Annotated in this window: 18 protein-coding genes; 13 read left to right on the top strand and 5 right to left on the bottom strand. The window is 72.2% G+C overall.

The features are described from left to right. Positions 1-24 precede the first annotated feature (24 nt). The 5 genes from QQX10_RS03040 to QQX10_RS03020 are packed head-to-tail and all read left to right on the top strand — an operon-like array spanning position 25 to position 3,135. Positions 25-579, top strand: coding sequence for a YceD family protein (locus QQX10_RS03040; RefSeq protein WP_301120093.1), 555 nt, complete (start codon positions 25-27; stop codon positions 577-579). A 2-nt stretch (positions 580-581) separates the two neighbouring features. Then, positions 582-776 carry a 50S ribosomal protein L32 gene (gene rpmF / locus QQX10_RS03035; RefSeq protein WP_301120095.1) on the top strand — a complete coding sequence of 65 codons (195 nt, stop codon included), beginning with the start codon at positions 582-584 and terminating at the stop codon, positions 774-776. 31 nt (positions 777-807) lie between these two features. Then, on the top strand, positions 808-1,506 hold the full coding sequence (gene rnc / locus QQX10_RS03030; RefSeq protein ID WP_301120097.1) for a ribonuclease III: 699 nt from the start codon (positions 808-810) through the stop codon (positions 1,504-1,506). A 60-nt stretch (positions 1,507-1,566) separates the two neighbouring features. Next, on the top strand, positions 1,567-2,496 hold the full coding sequence (gene mutM, locus QQX10_RS03025; protein ID WP_301120099.1) for a bifunctional DNA-formamidopyrimidine glycosylase/DNA-(apurinic or apyrimidinic site) lyase: 930 nt from the start codon (positions 1,567-1,569) through the stop codon (positions 2,494-2,496). A gap of 21 nt (positions 2,497-2,517) precedes the next feature. After that, on the top strand, positions 2,518-3,135 hold the full coding sequence (locus tag QQX10_RS03020) for a response regulator (RefSeq protein WP_301120101.1): 618 nt from the start codon (positions 2,518-2,520) through the stop codon (positions 3,133-3,135). 18 nt (positions 3,136-3,153) lie between these two features. Here QQX10_RS03020 and QQX10_RS03015 read toward each other — a convergent pair whose 3' ends face one another. From QQX10_RS03015 to QQX10_RS02995, 5 genes are read right to left on the bottom strand one after another with little or no spacing between them, the layout of a single operon-like run. Then, the gene (locus QQX10_RS03015; protein WP_301120103.1) at positions 3,154-4,776 is read right to left on the bottom strand and encodes a GAF domain-containing sensor histidine kinase; all 1,623 of its coding nucleotides are present in this window, start codon (positions 4,774-4,776) and stop codon (positions 3,154-3,156) included. Continuing rightward, complete coding sequence (gene cydC, locus QQX10_RS03010) at positions 4,769-6,430, bottom strand: thiol reductant ABC exporter subunit CydC (protein ID WP_301120105.1); 1,662 nt, start codon at positions 6,428-6,430, stop codon at positions 4,769-4,771. The genes QQX10_RS03015 and cydC overlap by 8 nt, the downstream gene beginning before the upstream one ends. Further along, the gene (locus QQX10_RS03005; RefSeq protein ID WP_301120107.1) at positions 6,427-8,025 is read right to left on the bottom strand and encodes an ABC transporter ATP-binding protein/permease; all 1,599 of its coding nucleotides are present in this window, start codon (positions 8,023-8,025) and stop codon (positions 6,427-6,429) included. Before QQX10_RS03005 ends, cydC begins: the two co-directional genes overlap by 4 nt. A 7-nt stretch (positions 8,026-8,032) precedes the next feature. Beyond that, on the bottom strand, positions 8,033-9,052 hold the full coding sequence (gene cydB, locus QQX10_RS03000) for a cytochrome d ubiquinol oxidase subunit II (RefSeq protein WP_301120109.1): 1,020 nt from the start codon (positions 9,050-9,052) through the stop codon (positions 8,033-8,035). Between the two features lie 13 nt (positions 9,053-9,065). Further along, positions 9,066-10,544, bottom strand: a complete 1,479-nt coding sequence (locus QQX10_RS02995; protein WP_301120111.1) for a cytochrome ubiquinol oxidase subunit I — start codon at positions 10,542-10,544, stop codon at positions 9,066-9,068. A gap of 452 nt (positions 10,545-10,996) precedes the next feature. On the opposite strand from QQX10_RS02995, the gene QQX10_RS02990 reads away from it, so the two are divergent. From QQX10_RS02990 to QQX10_RS02955, 8 genes are all read left to right on the top strand, one after another. After that, a complete protein-coding gene (locus tag QQX10_RS02990; RefSeq protein WP_301144498.1) occupies positions 10,997-13,657 on the top strand; it encodes an Rne/Rng family ribonuclease in 2,661 nt (886 codons plus the stop codon). Next, entirely contained in the window at positions 13,539-13,832 is a 294-nt protein-coding gene (rplU, locus tag QQX10_RS02985; RefSeq protein ID WP_301144519.1) for a 50S ribosomal protein L21, read from the top strand. The genes QQX10_RS02990 and rplU overlap by 119 nt, the downstream gene beginning before the upstream one ends. Positions 13,833-13,847: 15 nt before the next feature. Further along, complete coding sequence (gene rpmA, locus QQX10_RS02980; protein WP_301120116.1) at positions 13,848-14,099, top strand: 50S ribosomal protein L27; 252 nt, start codon at positions 13,848-13,850, stop codon at positions 14,097-14,099. Positions 14,100-14,212: 113 nt separating this feature from the next. Continuing rightward, complete coding sequence (gene obgE, locus QQX10_RS02975; RefSeq protein WP_301120117.1) at positions 14,213-15,739, top strand: GTPase ObgE; 1,527 nt, start codon at positions 14,213-14,215, stop codon at positions 15,737-15,739. A 34-nt stretch (positions 15,740-15,773) separates the two neighbouring features. Further along, on the top strand, positions 15,774-16,889 hold the full coding sequence (gene proB, locus QQX10_RS02970) for a glutamate 5-kinase (protein WP_301120118.1): 1,116 nt from the start codon (positions 15,774-15,776) through the stop codon (positions 16,887-16,889). Positions 16,890-16,955: 66 nt separating this feature from the next. Then, positions 16,956-19,706 (top strand): cation-translocating P-type ATPase, encoded by a 2,751-nt coding sequence (locus tag QQX10_RS02965; RefSeq protein ID WP_301120119.1) that lies wholly within the window; start codon positions 16,956-16,958, stop codon positions 19,704-19,706. 64 nt (positions 19,707-19,770) lie between these two features. Beyond that, on the top strand, positions 19,771-21,057 hold the full coding sequence (locus QQX10_RS02960) for a glutamate-5-semialdehyde dehydrogenase (protein WP_301120120.1): 1,287 nt from the start codon (positions 19,771-19,773) through the stop codon (positions 21,055-21,057). Positions 21,058-21,111: 54 nt separating this feature from the next. Next, entirely contained in the window at positions 21,112-21,258 is a 147-nt protein-coding gene (locus tag QQX10_RS02955) for a hypothetical protein (protein ID WP_301120121.1), read from the top strand. The last annotated feature ends 1 nt before the right edge of the window (position 21,259 follow it).

Raw genomic sequence — 21,259 nt, 5'->3', positions numbered from 1 at the left:
GAAGCGAACTTGGAGGCGCGTGTGGTGCACACTTCACGCCCCGCCGCATCGCCGTTCCAGTTCTCTGCGCGTGACATCGTGCGGCGTCCTGGTGCGCAGCGGCTCGTCTCCGAGACGTTCCCGGCCCCTGCGGTCCTCGGCACCGACGTGATCGGTGTGCCCGTCGGCACGGACGTGACGCTCGACCTGAGCTTCGAGTCCGTGCAGGAGGGCATCTGGGTCTCCGGAACCGTCAACGCGACGGCGACGGGGGAGTGCGGACGATGCCTCGACGAGGTGCGGCAGGATGTTGCCGCTCCTCTGCAGGGACTGTTCGAGTACCCCGACGTGCGGCGTGACGACGAGGACGAGACCTCGGAGGACGTCTTCGAGTTCGATGGCGAGAGCCTCGATCTCGAGGAACTGGTGCGGGACGCGGTGGTGACGAACCTCCCGTTCACGCCCCTGTGCGGACCGGACTGCCCGGGACTGTGCGACCAATGCGGCGCACGGCTCGCGGACGACCCGGACCACACGCACGAGGTGCTGGATCCCCGATGGTCCGCACTCCAGAGCTTGATCGACGAGAAAGAGAGTTAGCCGTGGCTGTTCCCAAGCGCAAGATGTCGCGCAGCAACACGCGTGCACGTCGCTCGCAGTGGAAGACGACCGCTGCCAACCTTTCGACGTGCCCGCAGTGCAAGGCTGAGAAGCTGCAGCACACCGCGTGCCCGTCGTGCGGCGCCTACAACGGTCGCCAGTACGCCGAGGCGCTGCGCACCGAGCACGAGGCCTGAGCGCCTCCGCCGTGAGGCGTGAGGTGGGCGCATGACGTTCGCGGGGCAGCAGCACGCTGATGCCCTGATCAGCAGGTTGGGAGTCCAGGTGGACCCCGACCTGCTGATTCTTGCGCTCACGCACCGGTCGTTCGCCTACGAGGCCGGCGGCCTTCCGACCAACGAGCGGCTCGAGTTCCTGGGCGACTCCGTGCTGGGCGTGGTGGTCACCGACCGGCTGTACCACGCGCACCCCGACCTGCCCGAGGGCGAGCTCGCCAAGATGCGCGCCGCCTGCGTGTCCCAGCGCGCCCTGGCCGAGGTCGCCCGCCAGATCGAGCTCGGCCCCTGCATCCTGCTGGGCAAGGGCGAGCGCACGACCGGTGGCCACGACAAGGACTCGATCCTCTGCGACGCGTTCGAGGCGGTCCTGGGCGCGATCTACCTCACGCACGGGATCGAGGTCTCGCGCGAGGTGGTGCTGCGGCTGGTCGGCCCCAGCCTCGAGGCCGCGGCGCAGTCGGGTGTCGCGCTCGACTGGAAGACCTCATTGCAGGAGGCCTGCGCCGAGCGCGGCCTCGGCAGCCCCGTCTACGACGTCGTCGGCGAGGGCCCCGACCATGCGCGCCGCTTCACCGCCACCGTCCTGGTCGGCGGCGAGCCGTGCGGATCCGGCACCGGCACCGCCAAGAAGCACGCCGAGCAGGAGGCCGCGTCCCAGGCCTACGCCGCGGTCACCGCGAGCCCCTGAGCCGCGCCGTGCCGCGCATCGTCCCCTCCGCGCCGACACCGCGCATGACCGATCCGAGCCATGCCCGAGCTGCCTGAGGTCGAGACCGTCCGCCGCGGCCTCGAGGGCCTGGTCGCGGGCGCCCGCATCGACGGTGTCGAGATCTACCGCGACTCGTGCGTCCGGCTGCTCCCCGGCGGGGCGGCGGAGATGACCGCCGAGATCACCGGGCTGCGGCTGTCGCGGCTCGCGCGCCGCGGCAAGTTCCTGTGGGCCGAGCTCGCCCCGGACGCGGGCGACGGCTCCCCGCTCCTCGCGCTGTCCGCCCACCTCGGGATGTCCGGGCAGTTCCGCGTCCACGCCGACGCGCCCGCGCCGCATCGCCACTGCCGCGCGCGGCTGACCCTCGGCGACCCCGCGCTCACCCTCGACTTCCTCGACCAGCGCACGTTCGGATACCTGCACGTGGAGCCGCTGGTGCCCACCCGCGACGGGAGGCCCGCCGGCCAGGGGACTCCGCTGCCGCTGCTGCCCGCCTCCGTCGCGCACATCGGCCGGGACGTCCTCGACCCGGCGTCGGACGATGCGGCGGTCGCCCGGGCGCTGCGCCGCGGGCGGCGCGGCATCAAGCAGGTGCTGCTCGACCAGACGGTCGTGAGCGGGATCGGCAACATCTACGCGGACGAGGCGCTGTGGCTCGCCCGAGTCCATCCGGAGCGGCCCGCGGAGGCGGTGACACCCGCCCAGGCGCGCGCGCTGGTCGCCGCCGCGCGCGCCGTCATGGAGCGGGCGCTGTCGCAGGGCGGCACCAGCTTCGACGCGCTCTACGTCAACGTGAACGGCGAGTCCGGGTACTTCTCGCGCTCGCTCGAGGCCTACGGGAGGGCGGGCGAGCCGTGCTCGCGATGCGGGACGCCGCTGCGCCGCGAGACCATCGGCGGCCGCTCCACGCACTGGTGCGCGCGCTGCCAGCGCCGCTGGAGCGCGCGTCGCAAGGGTCCCGGGTCCTAGGACCGCGCTACCATCGGGGTTATGTCTGACATCACCGTGCTGGTCCTCGACGACCATGAGGTCGTCCGCCGTGGCATCTGCGACATCCTCGAGCGTGCCGATGGCATCGCCGTGGTCGCCGAGGCGTCCACCGTCGCGCAGGCCGTGCGCCGCGCGGAGGCCGTGCGCCCGCAGGTGATCCTGTCCGACCTGCGCCTGCCCGATGGCACCGGCCTCGACGTCATCGGCCACGTGCGCGGCAAGCTGCCCGACACGCGCATCGTCGTGCTGACCAGCTACGACGACGACGAGGCCCGCGCGGCGGCCCGCAGCGCCGGCGCCGACGTCTTCCTCGCCAAGACCGCCGGCCCCAACGAGATCCTGCAGGCGGTCCGCGACGCCGCCTCCGGCCGCGAGCACGGGCAGCACATCTCCGTTCACGAGGACGACGTGGTCGCCCGCCTCACACCGATGGAGCGCCGGGTGCTCGACCTGGTGGGCGCCGGGCTGGCCAACCGCGAGATCGCGGAGAAGCTCGGGATCGCGGAGAAGACCGTCAAGAACCACGTCACCAGCGTGCTCGCGAAGATGGGCCTGCAGCGCCGCACCCAGGTGGTCGCGTGGGCGACCGCCAAGCGCGCGCACTCCTTCCGCGGCTGACGCGAACGGCGCCGGGTCCTAGCCCTGCGCCTCCACGTTCCACTCGGCGACGGTTCCGGGACGCTCGGCGCCGGGACGCGACGGCGCCAGGGTGAACGTGCCGTTGCGCCGCAGCGCACGATTCGCCAGGTTCGAGGTCCCGGAGTGACGGTTCGTGGCGCCGCCCGGGCCGATGCCGTCGTCCGTGACCTGGACCGCGAGCCTCCCGTCCGCGCCGGACAGCGACATGGTCACCGCCGTCGCGCGCGCGTGCCGCGCCACGTTCGAGAGCATCTCGCGCACCACCGCGACCACGTCGTCGGAGAGGGTCGGGTCGCCCGCGATGGCGTGCGAGACCTCCGCCCAGTCGACCTGCACGCGGGGCGCGAAGCCCAGGGAGTCCTGCGCGAGCACGATCTCGCGGCGGATGCGCTCCGAGATCGGCTCGGAGGTGCGCTGGCCCGCGAGCGATCCCATCACGCCGCGCACCTCGCGCTGGGCCCGCTTGACGTGGTCGAGCGTGCGCAGCAGCCGGTCGCGCAGGGCGTCGGGGCACTCGTCGGCGATCGACTCGATCTGCATCGCGGTCGCGAACAGCTCCTGTGACACGAAGTCGTGCAGGTCGTCCGCGAGCCGCTGCCGCTCCTCGAGCATCGAGGTCATGTTCTTGACGTGGGACAGCTCGGCGACGGACAGCGCCATGGCGGCCTGGTTGGCGAAGCGCTGCGCGATCGCCAGGTCGTCGGGGGAGAAGACCGCGGCGCCGCGGTCGCGCCACAGCATCAGCAGGCCGACAGTCCGCCGCTCCGCGCGCAGCGGCGCGTACATGGTCGGGCCGAAGGACTGGACCACGTCGAGCACGATCGCTCCCGGCGGCTCCGCCGAGATGACGCCCTTGCCCGTCTCGATCGCGTTGACCGCCATGCCCTTGGGCGGGAGCTGGAGCCCCAGCAGCTCCGCGAAGCGCGGTCCCGACGTGATCTCCATGGTCCATGAGCCGTCGACCCCCGGCAGCACCAGCGCCGCGTGCTGCGCGTTCGACAGGTCCTTCGCGGCCTCGACGATGGTCTCGAAGACCTCCTCGTCGCCGGGGTCGGCCAGCAGCGCGGTCGTGATGTTCTGGGAGGCCTTGAGCCAGTTCTCGCGATGGAGCGCCTGCTCGTACAGCTGGGCGTTGTCGATCGCGACGGACGCGGCGGCGGCGAGCGCCTCGACCACGTGCTCGTCGCGCTCGGTGAAGCCGCCCTCCTTGCTCGCGAGGTAGAGGTAGCCGAACACCGACCCGCGCACCTTGAGCGCCGTGCCGAGGAAGGAGCCCATGGGCGGGTGATCCTTGGGCATGCCGCGGAAGGCGGGGTGCATCGTCAGGTCCTCGAGCACGAGCGATCCCTCCGCGGGGATCTGCCCGAGCACGCCCACCGCGTTCGGGGCACGACCGATGCTGGCCCACACGCCCTCGGGCATGCCGCGGAAGTGGAACTCGACGCTCTTGCCGTCGTCGTCCAGCACGTTGATCGCGGCGAACTTCGCGCCCGTGTGCTCGGTCGAGGCCGTGAGGAACATGTCGAGCGTGTGCGCGAGGTCCAGCTGGGCGTTGAGGGAGACGATCGCCTCGGTCAGGGCGTCGGCCACGGGTCCGTCCTTCGGGGTGAGGTCAGTCATCGAGGGACACCACCGTATCGGCCACGTCGAGCAGACCGAGGTCGTGGGTCACGATGACCACGCTACGGCCTTCCGCACGCATCCTCGCGACCATGGCGCGCAGCGCGGCCGCGCCGGACTCGTCCAGGTGCTCGGCCGGCTCGTCGATCAGGTGCACGGGTGCCGGGGCGAGCGCCGCCCGGGCGAGCAGCAGGCGACGTCGCTCGCCGCCGGAGACGGTGCGGCCGCCGCTGCCGAGCTCGGTGTCGAGGCCGTCCGGCAGGCCCCGCACCCATCCGGCGAGGCCGACGAGCTCGAGCGCCTCCCACGCCTCGTCCGTGGACACGTCGCCGCGGGCGACGCGGAGGTTCTCGAGCACGGTGGTCCCGAACACGTGGGCGTCCTCCGCGGTCATCGCGACCACCGCACCGGTGTCCGCGGGCCCGACCGGGTCACCGTCGAGCCGCACCGCGCCGCCGACCGGCGGGAGCGCCCCCGCGAGAGTCGTGAGCAGCGTGGTCTTGCCGATGCCGGACCGGCCCACGACCGCGAGCACGCCGCCCGGCGGCACCGTGGCGCTCACCGGCCGGGTGGGAGCCATGCCCGGCCAGGCGGCGCTCAGCCCGTCGAGCACCAGCGTCGGGGTGGACGATGCGGGCGAGGCCTCCTCCGGGCGGATCGCCGCGGCGTCGGCGGGGGTCTCGAGCTCGGCGAGGCGTCGGGCGGCGGCCGCCGACCGGTAGAGCTGCATGACGGCGGTCGGGACGGCGCCCACCGCCTCGAAGGCGGCGAGCGGCAGCAGGGCGACCACGGCGGCCCACGGGCCGTCGACGTCGCCCGAGCGGACCGCCAGCACGCCGAGCGCGACCAGCCCGACCAGCGCGAGACCGGAGAACAGCGCCTGCGCGCCGGCGGCCCAGGCGGTCGGACGGGCGGCCAGCTCCTCGGCGCGCTCGGCCTCGCGATCGGCGGTCCGCAGCTCCTCGGCGGCGGCCGCGCTCGTGCCCCACACGCGGTGCTCGACGGCGCCGTCCATCGCGGACAGCGCCGCGGCCGAGACCTCGGCGCGCGCGCTGGTGCCGACCCGAGCCGCGATCCGGGCGGAGCGTGCCGTCAGCACCGCGGGCACGATCCCCGCGAGGAGGATGCAGGCGGCGAGCACCAGGCCGGCGAGCGGCAGGATCGCCGTGACGATCCCGACCGAGATCGCGGACACCGTGACGGCGACGCCGAGCGGGATGATCGCGCGGACCACGGCGTCGCCCACGGCGTCGAGGTCCGCCCCCATGCGGGCCACGATGTCGCCGCGGCGCAGCCCGAGCACCCGGTCCGCCGAGGCGCCGGCGAGCCGGGCGTACGCGCGCTCGCGCAGCGTGACCACGCCGCGCAGCGCGGTGTCGTGCGACGCCAGCCGCTCGAGGTAGCGGAACAGACCCCGGGAGATGCCGAAGAAGCGCACCGTGGTCGCGGCGAGCGCGACGTCCGCGGGCGAGGGCATCTGGGCGGCGCGCGCGATCAGCCAGGCGGCGACCGCGGCCAGTCCGACCGCCGAGCCGAGCGCCATGGTGCCCGCGAGCGTCGCACGGATGACGGGCCAGGGCCGCACGCCGGTGTCGCGCAGCGCCGCACGCAGCGCCGCCCCGTCGGACACGGGCCGAGGCGCGGGCGCGCTCATGACGCCTCCTCCGAGGCGACCGCGGCGCCGACGACGTCGACCACCGCGTCCGCCGCCGCCAGGACCTCGTCCTCGTGGGTCGCGACCACGACCGTGGCGCCGCGGTCGGCCAACGCACGGATCCGGTCGATCACCTCGGCTCGCGCGCCCCGGTCGAGGTGCGCGGTCGGCTCGTCGAGCAGCACGAGCGGACGGCCCGAGTCGAACGCACGGGAGAGCGCCACCCGCTGACGCATCCCCAGCGACAGCGTGCGGCCCTCGACGCCGAGGTCCGGCCGCTGCGGGACCCACGCGACCTGCGCCAGCCACCCGTTGAGCTCGACGGCCGCATCGTCCGTCAGCACGTCGACCCCGCCGACGGCGACCGTGCCGCCGTCCGGGCGCAGCAGCCCGGTGATCGCGAGCAGGGCCGTCGACTTGCCCTCGCCGTTGGGGCCGCGCAGCGCGGTCACCTTGCCGGGCCTGGCCTCGAAGGTGAGGCGAGCGGGCGCGAGCCGGGCGCCGTCGGGGGTGAGCACGTCGAGTGAGCTCACGCGGACGGTGGCCCCGGTGAGCGCGGGAGCGGCGCCGAGCGAGCGACGGGCGCCCGCCGGGTCGGCGTCGTCCACGAGCGCGAAGGCCGCGTCGGCGGCGGCCAGGCCGTCCGCGGAGGCGTGGAAGTGCGTGCCGACGTTGCGCACCGGGAGGTAGACCTCGGGCGCGAGCACCAGCACGGCGAGCGCCGTCTCGACGCCGATGTCGCCGTGGATGAGCCGGAAGCCCATGGTCACGGCGACGATCGCGACCGCGAGGGTGGTGAGCAGCTCGAGCACCATGCCCGACAGGAAGGCGATGCGCAGCGACCCCATGGTCGCCTTGCGCTGGGCGTCACCGAGGCGGCGCACGCGCTCCGCCGGCCCGCGCTCGCGCCCGAGCGCCTTGAGGGTGGGGATGCCCTCGATCAGGTCGAGGGTGCGCGTGCCGAGCCGCTGCATCGCCTCGAGGTGCCGGGCGCTGCGCTCGCGGGTGAGCAGGCCGACCAGGACCATGAACAGCGGGACCAGCGGCAGCGTCGCGACGACGATGACCGCCGAGAGCCAGTCGAGGCCGAGCACGACGACGATCATCACCGGGGTCACCGTGACCGCCAGGGCGAGCTGGGGCAGGTAGCGCACGAAGTAGGGCAGGAGGTCGTCGAGCCCGCGGGTCACGAGCGTCACGACGTCGGCGGTGCGCCCGCTCGCGTTCCAGCGGGGCCCGAGCCCGGCGACGTGGGCGACGACCATCTCGCGCATCTCGGAGATGACGCGGACGCCGGCGCGATGCGCGAGGCGCTCCTGCAGCCAGGCGACCGCGGTGCGCGCGGCGACCACCGCCCCCAGCCACGCGAGCCCGACCGCGAGCTCGCGCGCGGGCTCGGCAACCAGCCAGCCCCACCACCGCAGGCCGTCGTCGGACAGCGGGGCGGGGGAGAGGACCGGGGCCAGCAGCCGCGCGATGAGCAGGGCCTGGACCAGGATGAGCAGGGCCGTCAGAAAGCCCAGGCCCGCCGTCACCAGGATGTAACGGCGGGCCGGGCCGATCCGACGGATGAGACGCGGATCGAGGGGACGCATCAAGCGGTCAGCTCTTCGAGAACGTCAGCTCGGAGTGCTCCGGGATGTGCTCCATCGACAGGCGGCGGCGGAACACCCAGTAGGTCCACGCCTGGTAGGCGAGGACGATCGGGGTCATGATCGCCGCGACCCACGTCATCACGGTCAGCGTGTAGTCGGTGGACGACGCGTTGTCGACCGTGAGGGAGTTGACCCCGTCGATGTCGGGCAGCACGTCCGGGTAGAGCGAGCCGAAGATCAGCGCCACGGCGCCGACGATCGCGACGGCGTTCGCGATGAACGCCCAGCCGAAGCGTCCCTGCAGCGACGAGTACCAGGCGCCGGCGAGGCCGAGCGCGGCGACCACCACGGCGGCCCAGGTCCACGCCACGGAGAAGGCGAGCTGCAGCCAGATCGCCCACACCGCGGCCGCGGCGAGCGATGCGAGCGAGATCTTCTTGGCGAAGGCCTCGGCCCGCGCACGGATCTCGCCGTCGGTCTTGAGCGACAGGAAGATCGCGCCGTGCGAGAGGAACAGCAGCAGCGTGACCACGCCGCCGAGCAGCGCGAACGGGTTGAGGAATGTGAAGAAGTTCCCGACGAACTGGTGGTTCTCATCGAGCGGCACGCCGCGGACGATGTTCGAGAACGCCACGCCCCACAGGACCGCGGGGATCCAGGCGGTGATGATGATCGCCCAGTCCCAGCGCGTGCGCCACGTCTCGTCGTTGATCTTGCCGCGGTACTCGATCGCGACAGCGCGCACGATCAGCGCGAGCAGGATCAGGAACAGCGGCAGGTAGAAGCCGGAGAACATGGTGGCGTACCACTCGGGGAACGCCGCGAAGGTCGCGCCGCCCGCGGTGAGCAGCCACACCTCGTTGCCGTCCCACACGGGGCCGATGGTGTTGAGCACCACGCGGCGCCCCTTGTTGGACTTGCCGATGATCGGCATGAGCATGCCGACGCCGAAGTCGAAGCCCTCGAGCACCAGGTAGCCGGTCCACAGGACCGCGATGAGGATGAACCAGACGAGTGCGAGATCCATGAGCGGGGACTCCTTAGTACGCGAACGACATCGGCTTGGCCGCGTCGTCGTCGTCGGACTGGACGGTGGGCTCCTCGACCTGCGGCGCGCCCTCGACGGCGTAGCGCTGGATGAGTCGGAACCAGAAGACCCCGAGGATCGCGTACACGACCGTGAAGATCACGAGCGAGGTGATGACCTCGCCGGCGCTCACCGAGCTCGAGTAGCCGTACTGGGTCAGGAGGAACACCTGGTCCGATCCGGTCGGGTTGGGCGCGACCACGAACGGCTGGCGGCCCATCTCGGTGAAGATCCAGCCGAAGCTGGCCGCCAGGTACGGCATCGGCAGCGAGACGATCGCGAGCGTCTTCATCCAGCCCGGCATGCCCGAGGCCTTCTTGCGCGTGAACCAGAGGATGCCGAGGGCGAGCGCCGCGGAGAACGCCGCGAGGCCGATCATCAGGCGGAACGACCAGTAGGTCACGGCGAGGTTCGGCTGGTAGCTGATCTCGTTGCCCTCGGTGTCCGTCGCGCCGTAGCGCTCGGCGTAGGTCTCCTGGAGCTCGTCGAGACCGGTGACCTCCGCGTTCCAGTCGCCCGTCGCGAGGTACGACGTGAGGCCCGGGACGGTCAGGATGTGCGACACCGAGGAGCAGTCGTCGCCCGCGAGGTTGCCGATGGTCAGCAGGGAGAACTGCGCGGGCTGCTCGGTCTCGCACAGCGCCTCGGCGGCCGCCATCTTGATCGGCTGCTGCTCGAACATGAGCTTGGCCTGCACGTCGCCGGTGACGATCACGGCGATGCCGGAGATGATCATCACCAGCGCGCCGAACCGGGCCGCGGTGCGGTACATCGGCAGGTCCGCCGAGTCCTTGTCCTTCCGAGCGGTCTTCACCATCCAGAACACCGCGATGCCGCCCACGAAGGTGCCCGCGACCAGGAAGGCCGTCGCGATCACGTGCGGGAAGGCCACCAGGGTGGTGTTGTTGGTGAGGACGGCGAGGATGTCGTTCATCTCGGCGCGGCCGGTCTCGGGGTTGTACTCCGCCCCGACGGGGTGCTGCATCCACGAGTTCGCCGCGATGATGAAGTACGCGGACAGCACGGTGCCGATCGAGAACAGCCACACGGTCAGCAGGTGGAGCTTCTTGGGCAGGCGGTCCCAGCCGAAGATCCATAGGCCCAGGAAGGTGGACTCCAGGAAGAAGGCGAGCAGCGCCTCCATGGCGAGCGGGGCGCCGAAGATGTCGCCGACGAACCGCGAGTACTCGGACCAGTTCATGCCGAACTGGAACTCCTGCACGATTCCGGTCGCGACGCCGAGCGCGAAGTTGATCAGCAGCAGCTTCCCGTAGAACTTGGTGAGCCGCAGCCACTTCTCCTTGCCGGTGCGCACCCATGCCGTCTGCATGATCGCGACCAGGATCGAGAGGCCGATCGTCAGCGGGACGAGGACGAAGTGGTAGACGGTCGTGATGCCGAACTGCCAGCGGGCAAGCTCCAGCGCTTCCATAGGTGGGGACCTTCCTGTGTCAAGGTATGCCAGAAAACTACCCGGGGTGCCCGAAAAACGCACCGGGACGTAGGTCCCGGACGGGGTCACGTTCGGGTAAACCACCTGGGGTATCACCGTCATGCCTGATCAGGCCCCCGCGCGTGGCCCGGACCGGTCCGCGCGGCGCGCGGCGTGCCTCGCCTGACGTGTCGGCGGGGCGGCATGTGACACAATGTCCCTCAGGTCAGACCTCCAGCCACACCGGGGGTCAAACCACTCGGCAGACGCAGCGACTGCGCAGCAGCCAGTCCCGCCGGATCCCGCAGGGCTACCGCCCTCCGCGGCGATATCGGGGATGGGCGCTCGAGATCGCCGCCGCCCGCCGTGACCAGCAGACTTCCGTGGCCACGAGCCGCGAACGACGATGAGGTCGGGACCGCGTGTGGGCGGTCTCGATTCGAGGTACCCGCGTGAGCGAGGACAGCACCACCGCACCCGAGACCGCCGCACCGTCGGTCACCGCCCCGATCTTCCAGGCGCCCGAGCCCCAGCGCTCGCGTCGCGCCTCCGCGCCGGCCGGCCCGCCCGCTTCCGCGGCGGCCCCCACCGAGTCGCCGTTCGCGCCCCCGGCGTCCGCGCCGGCGAAGGACGCGAAGGAGCAGGGCGAGGCAGACGACGCTCCCGCGAAGCCGAAGCGCAAGCGCTCGAGCGGCAAGAAGAAGACCCAGGCCGCGGACGCGGCGCCGGCCGCCGAGGCCCCCGCCGCCGACCAGGACGCCACGGACGCTGCCTCCGCCGATGGCGAGCAGGGCGACGGCTCTGCGGATGGCGACGACTCGGGCGAGGGCGGTCCCCGCCGCCGGCGCCGCCGCGGCGGCCGAGGGCGCGGCAAGAAGAAGCCCGCCGACGAGTCGGGCGAGACCGAGCAGCAGGACGAGTCCGAGGGCTCCGACCAGCCCGACCAGGGCTCCGACGCCGAGGGCGACGACTCCGCCGACGGCGACGAGTCCGGCGAGGGCGGCTCGCGTCGCCGTCGCCGCAGCCGCAGCCGCGGATCGCGCTCGTCCTCCGGTGGCTCCTCCGCATCGTCCGACGACCAGCTCCAGGGCTCGACGCGCCTGCAGGCCAAGCGCCAGCGCCGCCGCGACTCCCGCGACGGTCAGCGCCGCCGCCCGGTGATCTCCGAGGCCGAGTTCCTCGCGCGCCGCGAGTCCGTCAAGCGCTCGATGGTGGTCCGGGAGAAGGACTCCCGCGTCCAGATCGCCGTGCTCGAGGACGACGTGCTGGTCGAGCACTACGTGTCGCACCAGGCCCAGCAGTCGATGGCCGGCAACGTCTACCTGGGCCGCGTGCAGAACGTGCTGCCCGGCATGGAGGCCGCGTTCGTCGACATCGGCCGCGGCCGCAACGCCGTGCTCTACGCCGGCGAGGTGAACTGGGACGCCGCCGGGCTCGAGGGCAAGGCCAAGCGCATCGAGCTCGCGCTCAAGCCCGGCGACCAGGTCATGGTGCAGGTCACCAAGGACCCGATCGGACACAAGGGCGCACGCGTCACGTCGCAGATCTCGCTGGCGGGCCGCTTCCTGGTCTACGTGCCCGGCGGCGGCGTCACCGGCATCTCCCGCAAGCTCCCCGACACGGAGCGCAACCGCCTCAAGAAGCTGCTGCGCGAGGTGATCCCGTCGGACGCCGGCGTGATCGTCCGCACCGCCGCGGAGGGCGCCTCGGAGGAGGAGCTGCGCGCGGACGTCGAGCGCCTCAAGCGCCAGTGGCAGACCATCCTCGACGAGTCGACCGGCAACGCCAAGGCGCCCAAGCTGCTGCGCGGCGAGCCCGACATGGCGATCCGCGTGGTGCGCGACATCTTCAACGAGGACTTCGACTCGCTGACCATCCAGGGCGAGGACACGTGGAACTCGCTGTCGATGTACGTCGGCCAGGTCGCCCCGGACCTCGCGCAGCGTCTCCACCGGTTCACCGGTGACCGCGACGTGTTCGCCGAGGCCCGGATCGACGAGCAGCTCGCCAAGGGCATGGACCGCAAGGTCTGGCTGCCCTCCGGCGGGTCCCTCGTGATCGACCGCACCGAGGCGATGACGGTCATCGACGTCAACACGGGCAAGTTCGTCGGCAAGGGCGGCACGCTCGAGGAGACGATGACGCTCAACAACCTCGAGGCGGCCGAGGAGATCGTGCGCCAGCTGCGGCTGCGCGACATCGGCGGCATCATCGTCATCGACTTCGTCGACATGCTGCTCGAGGCGAACCGCGATCGCGTGCTGCGCCGCCTCATCGAGTGCCTGGGCCGCGACCGCACCAAGCACCAGGTCGCCGAGGTGACCTCGCTGGGCCTGGTGCAGATGACGCGCAAGCGCGTGGGCCAGGGCCTGGTCGAGGCGTTCTCCGAGACCTGCGAGCACTGCAAGGGCCGCGGCTTCCTGGTGCACGGCGAGCCCGTGGCGGAGGCGACCGAGAAGCAGCCCGAGGCGAGGCGCTCGCGCGGCTCCCGCGGGGGGGCAGCAGGGCAAGGGCCAGCAGCAGCAGGCCAAGCCGCAGCAGCAGCCCGAGCCGAAGAACGACGCGCACGTGCACGCGCCCATCCAGGGCGAGACGCACGCGCTCGACGACCGCGAGGAGGCGCGGGCCGCCGTCAAGGCCACGCTCGCGTCCATCGCCGCGGCCGCGGAGAAGGCCCACCACCACGAGGACGAGCCCGGCTCCGAGCCCCTGCCGGGGGCCGAGGACCGGGTCGAGCTCGAGGTGCCGGTGGTGCTGCCGGACCGCTCCGACGAGCCCGCCGACGCCCCCGTGGCCGAGGACTCCGAGGAGCAGTAGCCGTCGGGCGCGTCTGGTTTGACCGGACGCCGTCAGAGCGGGTACATTTGTACGTCGGCGCGCCGCGCGCCAATGCCCTGCCAGCGCCCTCGACGGGAGCGGCTGCGGCAGGAAATCCGATCCCGCTCGGGATCGAACAACGAGTTTCACGAGGAATAGATCATGGTGTACGCGATTGTGAAGGCCGGTGGCCGCCAGGAGAAGGTCTCCGTCGGCGACATCGTCGTGGTCGACCGTCTCCAGGCGGAGACCGGGGCGACCGTCGAGCTGGCTCCGCTGCTGCTCGTCGACGGTGAGAAGGTGACCTCCGACGCGAAGTCGCTGGCCAAGGTCAAGGTGACCGCCGAGGTCGTGCGCGACGAGCGCGGCCCGAAGATCACCATCCTCAAGTACAAGAACAAGACTGGCTACCGGAAGCGCATGGGTCACCGTCAGGACCTCACGCGCCTCAAGGTCACCGGCATCAAGTAAGGCGAGGAGACACTCATGGCACACAAGAAGGGCGCGAGCTCCTCGCGCAACGGCCGCGACTCGAACCCCCAGTACCTGGGCGTGAAGCGCTTCGGCGGCCAGGCCGTCAACGCCGGCGAGATCATCGTCCGCCAGCGCGGCACCCACCACCACCCGGGCCACAACGTGGGCCGCGGCAAGGACGACACGCTCTTCGCGCTCGTCGCCGGCACCGTGCAGTTCGCGCAGCGTCGCGGCCGCAAGGTCGTCGACATCGTCGAGGCGTAAGCACTCGACCACGCAACTTCTCGTCAGGGGCGCGCCGACAGGCGGCGCCCCTGACGTGTTTCTAGGCTAGGGACGATGCGCATCGTCCCGCCGGATCGACCACAGGAGGACCCATGGCCACGTTCGTGGACCGCGTGACGCTGCACGTCACCGCGGGCAACGGCGGCCACGGCGTCGCCTCCGTGCACCGCGAGAAGTTCAAGCCGCTCGGCGGACCCGACGGCGGCAACGGCGGCCGGGGCGGCTCGGTCATCCTGGTGGTCGATCCTCAGGTCACCACGCTGCTCGACTACCACCACGCCCCCCACCGGACGGCGGAGAACGGCAAGCAGGGCGCCGGCGACATGCGTCACGGCGCCAACGCCGCCGACCTGCGCCTGGGCGTTCCCAACGGCACCATCGTGAAGTCGCGCGACGGCGAGTTCCTGGCCGACCTGGTCGGCGACGGTGCCGAGTACGTGATCGCCGCGGGCGGCCGCGGGGGGCTCGGCAACGCCGCCCTCGCCACGCAGAAGCGCAAGGCCCCCGGCTTCGCGCTGCTGGGCGAGCCGGGTGACGAGGCCTCGGTCGTCCTCGAGCTCAAGTCGATCGCCGACGTGGCGCTCGTGGGCTACCCGAGCGCGGGCAAGTCCTCGCTGATCGCTGCGATGAGCCGCGTGCGCCCCAAGATCGCGGACTATCCGTTCACCACGCTGGTGCCGAACCTGGGCGTGGTCGAGTCCGGCGGCACCAAGTTCACCATCGCCGATGTGCCCGGGCTGATCGAGGGGGCGTCCGAGGGGCGCGGTCTCGGCCACGACTTCCTGCGTCACATCGAGCGCTGCTCGGTGATCGCGCACGTGCTCGACACGGCGACCCTCGAGAGCGATCGCGACCCCATCCGCGACCTCGAGGTGATCTCGAAGGAGCTGCGCGCCTACACCGGCGACGAGGCGATCAGCGGCGTGCCGCTCGCCGAGCGCCCGCAGATCATCATCCTCAACAAGATCGACGTGCCGGACGGCCGCGACCTCGCCGCGATCGTGCGTCCCGAGCTCGAGGAGACCGGGATGCCGATCTTCGAGGTCAGCGCCGTGAGCCACGAGGGCCTCCGCGAGCTCGGATTCGCGCTCGCCGCGATGGTGTCCGAGGAGCGCGCGAAGGCGCCTGTGCTGGAGGCCGCGCCGATCGTGCTGCGCCCCCGGGCCGTCGACGAGTCGGGCTTCACCGTGACGCACGTCCGCGACGGTGCCGAGGACTACTACCAGGTGCGCGGCACCAAGGTCGAGCGCTGGGTGAAGCAGACCAACTTCGCCAACGACGAGGCCGTGGGCTACCTGGCCGACCGCCTCGCCAAGGCGGGGGTCGAGGAGGCGCTTTTCAAGGCGGGCGCGACGCCCGGCTGCGAGGTGGTGATCGGCCCGCGTCAGGGTGGCATCGTCTTCGACTGGGAGCCCACCATGATGGCGGGCGCCGAGCTTCTCGGACAGCGCGGCTCCGACCTCCGCATCGAGCAGCACGAGCGCACCCAGCGCGCCACCCGCGCCGAGAAGCGCGAGCAGTTCAAGGAGAAGATGGACGGGCGCGCCGCCGCACGCGAGGAGCTGTGGACCGAGCGCGACGCCGGCCACTGGACCGATCCGGCCGAGGACGACGAGTAGCCTTCTCCCAGGCATACGTCCCCCAGGAGGTCAGGTGAGCGAGGCGCGCGCGAGCGTGGCGCAGGCACGGCGCATCGTCGTCAAGGTCGGGTCGTCGTCGCTGACCGGGTCCGACGGCACGCTGGACGAGGTGCGCCTGGGCGCGCTGGTCGACGCGCTCGGCGACATCCGGACGCAGGGGCGCGAGGTGCTCCTGGTGACGTCCGGCTCGATCGCCGCGGGCATCGGCCCGCTCGGCCTCGAGGCCCGGCCCACCAACCTCGAGCTGCAGCAGGCCGCGGCCTCCGTCGGGCAGGGCAAGCTCATCCACGCGTACACGGTCGCGTTCGCGCGGTACGGACTCACGGTCGGGCAGGTGCTGCTCACCGCCGACGACATGGTGCGGCGCGCCCACTACGGCAACGCCCGCCGCGCGCTCGAGTCGCTGCTCGGGCTGGGCGTGGTGCCGATCATCAACGAGAACGACACGGTCGCGACGGACGAGATCCGGTTCGGCGACAACGACCGGCTCGCCGCGCTGGTGGCGACCGCGGTGCGCGCCGACGCGCTGGTCCTGCTCACGGACGTCGACGCGCTGTACACCGCGGCCCCGGACTCGCCCGGCGCGCGTCGCATCGCGGAGGTGCGCAGCCCCGAGGATCTCCAGGGGATCGACATCTCGCGGCGCGGCTCCGCCGTGGGCACCGGCGGGATGATCACCAAGATCGAGGCGGCCTCGCTCGCCACCAACTCCGGCGTCACGGCGGTGCTCGCCGCGGCCACCGACGCCGCGCGCGCGGTCGCGGGTGACGACGTCGGCACGGTGTTCCTGCCCACCGGCAAGGCGGAGACGACCCGCCTGCAGTGGCTCGCCGACGCGGCGAAGACCCGCGGCGGGATCGTGCTCGACTCGGGCGCCGTGCGCGCCTTGCGCGGGCGGCAGGCGTCGCTGCTCGCCGCCGGCGTGGTCGAGATCCGCGGCGACTTCGAGGCGGGGGAGCCGGTCGACCTGCTCGGTCCCGACGGCGCGCTCGTCGCGCGCGGCTTCGCGGGCTTCTCCTCGGAGGAGGCCGACCGCATGAAGGGCCTCAGCACGGAGGCGCTCGGCGAGGTGCTCGGCGACGCGTACGCGCGCGAGCTCATCCACATCGATCACCTCGTCGTGCTGTAGCCCGCGCGCGCCCACCTGCGTCTGTCTAGACTCGACAGCGGGGGAGAGCGACGCAAGGGGCCTGCTATGAGTGCTGATGGACCGACGACCGGCGCCGTGACGCCGTGGTGGACGCTCGAACCCGCGGACGCCGCGGCGCGTCTCGACGCCTCCCTCGACGGGTTGAGCGCCTCCGAGGCCGCCTCGAGGCTCGCGTCCCACGGGCGCAACGAGCTCACCGCGGCGAAGGCCGCGACATTCTGGCAGCTGGCGCTGCGCCAGCTGGCCGACCCCATGAACCTCATGCTCGTGGCGGTCACGGCCATCTCGGCGGCGATCGGGCAGGTCTCCACCGCCATCATGGTCGGGCTGCTGGTCGTGTTCAACGTGCTGTCGGGCGCGAGCCAGGAGCGCAAGGCCCAGGCCAGCGTCGACGCGCTCGCGACGATGCAGGTGCCTCAGGTGCGCGTGCGTCGCGACGGTGCCGTGACCGCGGTTCCCGCACCGGAGCTGGTGCCCGGCGACGTGATCGAGCTCGAGGCCGGGGACATCGTGCCCGCCGACGCCCGCATCGTCCGCGCCTCGGCCCTCGAGACCCAGGAGGCCGCGCTCACCGGGGAGAGCGCGCCGATCGAGAAGTCCGCCGCCGCGCTCGCGGATCCCGCCACCGCGCTCGGCGACCGTGCGTCGATGCTCTTCCAGAACACCTCGGTCACCCGCGGCACCGCCACGGCGCTCGTCGTGGCCACCGGCATGTCGACGGAGATGGGCGCGATCGCCACGATGCTCGCCGACGTCGAGCGCGTGCCGTCGCCGCTCCAGCGCGAGCTCGGCTCCCTGACCCGCGTGATGGGCCTGGTGGCGTGGGGGGCGGTCGCGGTGATCGTCCTCATCGGCATCGGCCGCGGGCAGTCCTTCGCGGACCTCATGTTCCTCGGCACCGCCGTCGCGATCTCCGCCATCCCGACGGGTCTGCCGACCTACGTGCAGATGATGCTCTCGTGGGGCGCCTCGCGGCTCGCGGAGGCGAAGGCCGTGGTCGCGTCGCTCAACGACGTCGAGACGCTGGGCGCGACCAGCGCGATCTGCTCGGACAAGACCGGCACGCTCACCATGAACGAGATGATGGCGCGCAGCGTGTGGGTCGGGGGCGAGACCTTCACCGTCGACGGCGCCGGGTACTCCTTCGACGGCCGCGTGCGACGGTCGCAGGGTGACGAGGTGCCGCTGGGCGCCCCGATCGCCTACGCGCTCGCCCTGCCGAACGACGCGACGGTGAGCGCCGACGGGGTGGTCGTCGGCGACCCCACCGAGGCCGCGTTCGTCGTGCTCGCGGAGAAGCTCGGCGTCGACGTGCCCGAGGTGCACCGGCGGTTCCCGCGCGAGGCGGAGGTGCCGTTCGACTCCGACTACAAGTTCATGGCGACGTTCCATCACGTGCAGTGGCAGGGTGAGCGGCGGCTCATCGGCGTCGTCAAGGGCGCTCCCGACGTGCTGCTCTCTCGCTCGGCCCGGGCGTTCCTGGCGAACCGCGACACCGTCCCGATCGACGAGGTGGCGGACGCCGTGACGGACGAGATCGAGCACCGGTCGTCGCAGGGGCTGCGCACGCTGGCGCTTGCGCTGCGCGTGTACGACGTCGCCGAGGAGGACGCGGTGATCGCCGACCCGATGGCCGCGGTGAGCGAGCTCGGGTTCGTCGGGGTCGTCGGCATCGTCGACCCGCTGCGGCCCGAGGCGAAGGTCGCGGTCGATGAGGCGCACGCCGCCGGGATCGACGTCCGGATGATCACCGGCGACCACGTGGTGACGGCGACCGCGATCGGTCGTGAGCTCGACCTGCCGGGTGAGGGGATGTCCGGGGCGGAGTTCGCCGCGCTGAGCGACGCCGAGGTCGACGCCCGGCTCGACCGGCTGTCCGTGTTCGGGCGCGTGACCCCGCAGGACAAGCTCCGGCTGGTCCAGCGGCTCCAGGCGCGCGGCGAGGTGGTCGCCATGACCGGCGACGCCGTGAACGACGCGGCCGCGATCAAGCAGGCGGACATCGGCGTGGCGATGGGCTCCGGCTCCGAGGTCACCAAGCAGGCCGCGAAGCTGGTGCTCACCGACGACAACTTCGCGACGCTCGTCCACGCGGTCCACCTGGGTCGGGTCGTCTACGGCAAGATCGCGGCCTACATCACCTTCCAGCTCTCCCAGCTCATCGCGCTGGTGCTGCTGTTCCTGATGGCGAGCCTCGTGAACCTCAACGAGGGCGTCGCGCTGACACCCGTCCAGGTCCTCGTGCTCAACTTCGCCGCCGCGGGCTTCGCGGTCGTGGTGATCCTCCTGGAGCCCTCGGCGCCTGGGCTGATGCAGCGCCCGCCCCGCGATCCCGCGGCGGGAGTCGCCTCGCGTGCGAACGTGGTGCGCTGGCTCATCTACGGCGGCGCGCTCTTCGTGGCCGCGTCGGTGCCGCTGATCGTCGGCAGCGACGAGCTGTCGCCCGACGAGGCGTCGCAGCCGATGACGATGGCCTTCGTGGTGGTCGCGCTCGGCACGCTCACCACGGGCCTCCAGCTCAGGCGCGATCCCGAGACCGGGCTCAGGGCCCCGTGGGGCCGAGGCGTGCGGCTGCTGCTCTGGCCCGTCGGGTTCGTGATCCTCGCGACGGAGCTGCCCTTCCTCGCCGGATGGATGGTGCTCTCGCCGCTCACCGGTCTCGAGTGGATCGCGTGCCTGCTGCTGGTCGGGGCGGTCATGGCGGTCATCGAGGGCGACATGGCGATCCGTCGACGCCGGGAGGTCGTCCCGACCCCCACGGTCGCGGAGGCGGTCGCGCCCCGGCGCGCCCGCTGAACCGCGCCGGATGGTGCCACCCCAGCCTGGGCAGGCACCCGCCTGGCACCTAGAATCGGATGCCATGACCGAGACCGCGACCCCCACCGACATCGAGTCCGCCGTCCTCGAGGCCTGCCGCCGAGCCAAGCTGGCCTCCAGGGCGCTCGCGACCGCCACGACCACCGTCAAGAACGACGCGCTCCACGCCATGGCGGACGCGCTCGTGGCCCACGCCCCGCGCATCGTCGAGGCGAACGCCCTCGACCTCGAGCGCGGCCGCGCGAACGACATGTCGCCCGGACTGCTCGACCGGCTTGCCCTGGACGCCGACCGCATCGCGAAGATCGCCGAGGCGCTGCGCTACGTCGCCACCCTGCCCGACCCGGTCGGCGAGATCCGTCGCGGCTCGACCCTGCCCAACGGCCTGCGCCTGGTGCAGAAGTCGGTTCCCATGGGTGTGGTCGGCATGATCTACGAGGCGCGGCCGAACGTGACCGTCGACGCCGCCGGCCTCGCGCTCAAGTCGGGCAACGCCGCGGTGCTGCGGGGCGGCTCTGCCGCCGCCAGCTCCAACGAGGTGATCGTCGCCGTGCTCCAGGAGGCGCTCGAGGGCGTCGGCCTGCCGAAGGACGCCGTGCAGTCGATCGACGCCTACGGCCGTGAGGGCGCGCGGGTGCTCATGAACGCCCGCGGGCTCGTGGACGTGCTGGTGCCGCGCGGGGGCCGGAGCCTCATCCAGGCCGTGGTCCGGGAGTCGACCGTCCCCGCCATCGAGACCGGCGAGGGCAACTGCCACGTGTACCTCGACGCGTCCGCGCCCCTCGAGCGCGCGGTGCCGATCGTGCTCAACTCCAAGACCCACCGCGTGGGCGTGTGCAACGCTGCGGAGACGCTGCTGGTGCACCGGGACGCCGCCCCGTCGCTGCTGCCGGCGGTGCTCGGGGCGCTGCATGAGGCGGGCGTCACCCTGCACGTGGACGAGGCGGCGGCCGGGTTCGCGCCCGACGGCGTCCCGACCGTCGCGGCCACCGAGGACGACTGGGCGACCGAGTACCTCTCGCTCGACCTCGCGGTGCGCGTCGTGACGGACATGGACGAGGCGATCCAGCACATCGGCCGCTACTCGACGGGCCACACAGAGGCGATCGTCACGAGCGACATCGACGCGGCGCAGTCCTTCGTGGCACGCATCGACTCCGCCGCGGTGATGGTGAACGCGTCGACGCGGTTCACCGACGGTGGCGAGTTCGGCCTCGGCGCCGAGATCGGCATCTCGACCCAGAAGCTCCACGCCCGCGGCCCCATGGGCCTCGGCGAGCTCACGACGACCACCTGGGTGGTCTACGGCGACGGGCACATCCGCCCCTGACGTCCGAGCGCGCCGAGTGATGCCATAATCGCGTCAGACGGAAGGAGTCCCCCCATGATCACCGAGGCTGTCGAGACCACGTCGCATGTGGTGAACGAGCTGCCCATCCCCGCGCCCGCGTTCGGCCTGCTGGCCTTCACCGCGCTGATGGGGCTGTTGTTCGTCACCTTCGCCTTCCGGAGCGTCGGCACCCGCCACTGAC

The sequence above is a fragment of the Demequina lignilytica genome, assembly GCF_030418305.1.
GTDB lineage: Bacteria > Actinomycetota > Actinomycetes > Actinomycetales > Demequinaceae > Demequina > Demequina lignilytica.
Note: the sequence above shows the minus strand (reverse complement) of the source record. Positions and strands in the feature narration are given on the sequence as shown.